The sequence below is a fragment of the Achromobacter maghribensis genome (genome assembly GCF_057334215.1).
Window position 1 is genome coordinate 21,373 of record NZ_JBHFII010000018.1, and the last position, 3,818, is coordinate 25,190.

Below are 3,818 nucleotides of genomic sequence, written 5' to 3' on the forward strand. Positions count from 1 at the left end.
GGCGCCTGCCAGACCCACCCGCGTGAACAGGAACGCCGTGCGCGCGGCCGGGGTGCCCAGGCGCATGTCGGCGGCCAGCGCCACCATCGCACCGGCGCCGGCGCAGACGCCGTCCACCGCGGCCACGATGGGCTGCGGGCAAGCGCGCATGGCCTTGACCAGGTCGCCCGTCATGCGAGTGAAGTCCAGCAATTCGGGCATGGTCATCCTGGTCAGGGGCCCGATGATCTCGTGCACGTCCCCGCCCGAGCAGAAGTTGCCGCCCGCGCCCGTCACCACCACGACCTTGACGTCGGTGGCGTACACCAGCGAACGGAACAGGTCGCGCAATTCGGCGTAGGAATCGAACGTCAAGGGGTTCTTGCGTTCCGGCCGGTTCAAGGTGACCGTGCCGATCTTGCCGTCGGCCGACACCTGCCACAGGAACGTCCTGGCCTGGTAGCCGGCCAGCGGACGCTTGTGGTGCTTCATGGTGTGCTCTTCGGACTGGGTGCTCATGGTGTCTCCGTTCGTTATCCTGGGTTGATGGGACGCGCCGGCCTCAGCCGGTCATCACTTCGCCGCCGTCCACGGCGATGGCCTGGCCATTGATGGACGCGGAAGCCGGCAACGCCAGCCAGGCGACCGTCTCGGCCACTTCCTCGGGCTGCACCAGGCGGCCCTGCGGGTTGCGCTCGGCCAGCTTGGCCCGGGCGGCTTCCGGCGTCATGCCGGTCTTGTCCACGATGTTGCTGACCGCGCCGCGCACGATGTCGGTTTCGGTATAGCCCGGGCACACCGCATTCACGGTCACGCCCTTTTGCGCGGTTTCCAGCGCCAGCGACCGGGTCAGGCCGATCACGCCGTGCTTGGCGGCGCAATAGGCGCTGACGTAGCCGTAGCCGATCAGGCCAGCCGTGCTGGCCACGTTGATCACCCGCCCCCATTTTTCCTGCAGCATGCCCGGCAGCGCCGCCTGGATGCAATGGAACGTGCCGGTCAGGTTGACGGCAAGCATCTGCTGCCACAGCGCGGCATCGGTGCGATCAAAACGCTGGCTGACCGCCTGCCCGGCGTTGTTCACCAGCACCAGCACCGGGCCGAACGTCACTTCGGCTTGCGCGAACGCCGCGCGCACCGACGCTTCGTCGGCAATGTCCGCGCTGACCGTCTGCACCTGGCCCAGGCTGGCCAGGCTGTCGGCGGCGGCGTCCAGCGAGGCGCCGTCGCGGCCCAGCAGCGTGACGCGAGCGCCGCGCGCCAGCAGCGCTCGCGCGCTGGCCAGGCCGATGCCGCGGGCGCCGCCCGTCACCAGCGCGTGGCGTCCGGCGAGGGGGTGCGGAGTCGTCGTCATTTGATATCCAGTTGCGCCATCGCGGCGGCGCGTTCAAAGTTGGTTTCCAGCTGGCGTTTGCCGGCAAAGTACTGGCTGGGCCACGCCACGTCGGTGTAGCCGACCCGCGCCGCTTCGCGTAACGTCCAGGAGGCGTCGGCCAGATGGGGACGCGCCAGGGCGCACAGGTCGGCACGGCCGGATGCAATGATGCCGTTGGCGTGGTCGGCCTCGAAGATGGCGCCCACCGCGATGGTGGGAATGCCGGCTTCGTTGCGCACGCGGTCGGCGAACGGGGTTTGGAACATGCGGCCGTAGACGGGCTTTTCTTCCTTGCTGACCTGGCCGGACGAACAATCGATCATGTCGGCGCCGGCGGCCTTGAAGTGGCGTGCGATCTCGACCGCGTCGTCGGCGGTAATGCCGCCTTCGACCCAGTCGCTGGCTGAAATCCGCACCGACATGGGCTTGTCTTGCGGCCAGACGGCGCGCACGGCGTGGAAAACTTCCAGCGGGAAGCGCAGGCGGTTTTCCAGGCTGCCGCCGTATTCGTCTTCACGGTGGTTGGTCAGCGGCGAAATGAAGCTGGACAGCAGGTAGCCGTGCGCGCAGTGCAGTTCCAGCCAGTCGAAACCGGCTTCCGTGGCACGGCGGGCGGCGGCGATGAAGTTGTCGCGCACCTGGTCCATGTCGGCGCGCGTCATGGCGCGCGGCGTCTGCGACACGCCGTCGATGTAGGGCAAGGCCGACGCCGACAGCAGCGGCCAGTTGCCTTCGGCCAGCGGGTGGTCGATCTTCTGCCAGCCAAGCTGGGTCGAACCCTTGCGGCCGGCATGGCCCAGCTGCACGCCGATGCGGGCATCGCTGTTGCCGTGCACGAAATTCACGATGCGGGCAAAGGCCTGCGTCTGCTCGTCGTTCCACAGCCCCGGGCAGCCCGGGGTGATGCGGCCGTCGGGCGACACGCAGGTCATTTCAACCATGACCAGCCCTGCCCCGCCCATGGCGCGGGCGCCCAGGTGAACCAGATGGAAGTCGCCCGGCACGCCGTCCTGGCAGGAATACATGGCCATCGGCGACACCAGGATGCGGTTCTTCAGGCGCACGCCGCGCACCTGGTAGGGCGTCAGCATCGGAATGGCCGGACGCTTGCCCGGCGCCGCCTGCGCGCCGGCGCGTTCCGCGATCCAGCGTTCAAAGCCTTCCAGCCAGGCGGGATCGCGCAGGCGCAGGTTCTCGTGCGAGATACGCTGTGAACGGGTCAGCAGCGAATAAGCGAATTGCTCGGGTTCCAGTTCCGCGTAGCGTTCGACGTTCTCGAACCATTCGGTGGAGTTGCGGGCCGCGTTCTGGATCTTCAGCACTTCCACGCTGCGCACTTCTTCGTAGTGCTGCAAGCCGTGTTCCACGCTGCCCTCGGCGCCGCTCAGGCAGCGCGCCAGCTCGATGGAGTCCTCCAGCGCCAATTTGGTGCCAGAGCCGATGGAGAAGTGGGCGGTATGGGCGGCGTCGCCCATCAGCACGACGGGCACTCGGCGCTGGCCGCGGGCGGTTTCCAGCGTGTTCCAGTGGACCCAGGTGTTGCAGATGACACGCGGGAAGCGGATCCAGATGGCCGAACCGCGCAGGTGCGAGGCGTTGCTGATCAACGCATTGCCATCGAGCCAGGGCGCGAACAGCTTTTCGCAATAGGCGATGCCCTCTTCCTGGCTCATCTGTTCGATGCCGGCGGCCTGCCAGGTCTCTTCAGGCGTTTCCACAATGAAGGTGGACATGCCATCTTCGTAGCGGTAGGCGTGGGCCTGGAACCAGCCGTGCTCGGTCTGCACGAAGGCGAAGGTGAAGGCGTCGAACACTTTCTTGGTGCCGAGCCAGACAAAGCGGCAACGACGCTGGTCGATGTCGGGGTGGAAGGTGTCGGCGTAGCGGGTGCGGATCTGGCTGTTGATGCCGTCGGAGGCGATGACGAGGTCGGCGTCGTATTCGCGGGCAATGGCCTGGTCGTCCTGGACGAAGTTCTCGAACACCAGCTTGACGCCGACGTCTTCGCACCGCGCCTGCAGGATGTTCAGCAGTTTCTTGCGCCCGATGCCGATGAAGCCGTGGCCGCTGCTGCGGATGCTGCGACCTTTGAAGTGGATGTCGATGTCGTCCCAGTGGTTGAACGCGTCACCAATGGTCTGGGCGGAAACGGGGTCTGCTTCGCGCAGATTCTGCATGGTGGCATCGGAGAACACGACGCCCCAGCCGAACGTATCGTAGGGCCGGTTGCGTTCGATGACGGTGATCTCGTTCGCGGGGTTCTGCAATTTCATCAGCAGACCAAAATACAGGCCGGCGGGACCGCCGCCGATGCAGACTATTTTCATTGCCGTATACGCTCCGAGGTACGCGACAGTCGCTCGTTTATCTGGAGCGGGGCGCCGCGGATATTTAGGTCTGGATAGTTTAGGCTTGAAATATATACCTGAAGTGGGGGGATCGCAAATGGGGGAAAGCTAGTAGA

Annotated in this window: 3 protein-coding genes; all 3 read right to left on the reverse strand. The window is 66.1% G+C overall.

Annotation, left to right across the window (positions count from 1 at the left end):
- On the reverse strand, positions 1 to 498 hold a 498-nt coding region (locus ACE039_RS08265; RefSeq protein WP_485822075.1), incomplete at its 3' end, for an enoyl-CoA hydratase-related protein.
- A gap of 43 nt (positions 499 to 541) precedes the next feature.
- Positions 542 to 1,333: an SDR family NAD(P)-dependent oxidoreductase gene (locus tag ACE039_RS08270; protein ID WP_313462926.1), complete on the reverse strand. Its 792-nt coding sequence runs from the start codon at positions 1,331 to 1,333 to the stop codon at positions 542 to 544.
- The gene (locus ACE039_RS08275; RefSeq protein WP_313462927.1) at positions 1,330 to 3,681 is read right to left on the reverse strand and encodes a bifunctional salicylyl-CoA 5-hydroxylase/oxidoreductase; all 2,352 of its coding nucleotides are present in this window, start codon (positions 3,679 to 3,681) and stop codon (positions 1,330 to 1,332) included. Before ACE039_RS08275 ends, ACE039_RS08270 begins: the two co-directional genes overlap by 4 nt.
- Positions 3,682 to 3,818 lie beyond the last annotated feature (137 nt).